1 pseudogene is annotated in these 877 nt (G+C 54.6%); it reads right to left on the bottom strand.

What is annotated here, in order from left to right:
- Window positions 1–877 (bottom strand): annotated as a pseudogene (locus tag I9W95_RS12185) (GLUG motif-containing protein); the annotation flags it as partial.

The raw sequence follows: 877 nt of genomic DNA, 5'->3' as shown, positions 1-877 counted from the left end.
CAAACGGGCTTCTCGTACAGAAGCGAATAAACCTGAATAGTTAGAGCCAGGCCTATTAATCCAGAGATTCCTGATCTGATGACCGCGACCATCAAAAGTAGCGATGAAGGGGTTGGAATAGCTGCCAATCGGCAGCCAGCCTTCACCGTTATTCCACCAGTCATCCAGCTCAGTTATCTGGCCATCACCGTTGGTATCAAAATCCAGATCCGCCGTCAGCTCATAGCCGCGGCAACGTGGTTGTGGCAGGCCATTTACGATCTGCTCCGGACAACCACTGCTATCGATATCGGCGGAGTCTGACAGGCGCTGGCCCTGACCATTCAGGCTGTAGCGTATCGCATTCAGCTCCGTCAGGGTGCTTACGTCGATCAGGCCGTCGGAGTCTGCATCGGCATCTTCAATGCCATCATTGTTATCGTCCGGGTCCTGCAGCGTATTCAGGCCGTCGTTATCGAAATCATCCGGGTACAGGTCAAACAGCAAGCCAGAAGCTTGCTGACAGCTGCTGTCACAGTTGTTGTCCCAACTCTCAGGCTGACCGTCATTATCATCATCCTGCCAGGCGGCAGCGTTATCCGGGAATTTATCGAGGGCAAGGCCAGAAGTGACACGACACTGGGCATCGCAGTTTGCAGACCAGCGATCCGGGTAGCCATCGCCATCGCGGTCATAGGCTGCCGCGCGGTTGTCTGGCCACAGGTCGTCGCTATCCACTGCGCCGTCGCCATCGCTGTCACGATACAGAGTGCCGTTCAGGTTAAGCGCAGGTAACTGGCTGTTAGTACCAAATTTCCAGTAAGACTGGGTGTTACCCTCGGCATCGATATAAACAGCATCCCCCCAGCCTGCGTAAAGTGTTGTGTCCGTTACACAG

Source organism: Thalassolituus marinus (assembly GCF_020320395.1).
Lineage (GTDB): Bacteria > Pseudomonadota > Gammaproteobacteria > Pseudomonadales > Oceanobacteraceae > Venatoribacter > Venatoribacter marinus.
This window is presented reverse-complemented; position numbering and strand designations above follow the sequence as displayed.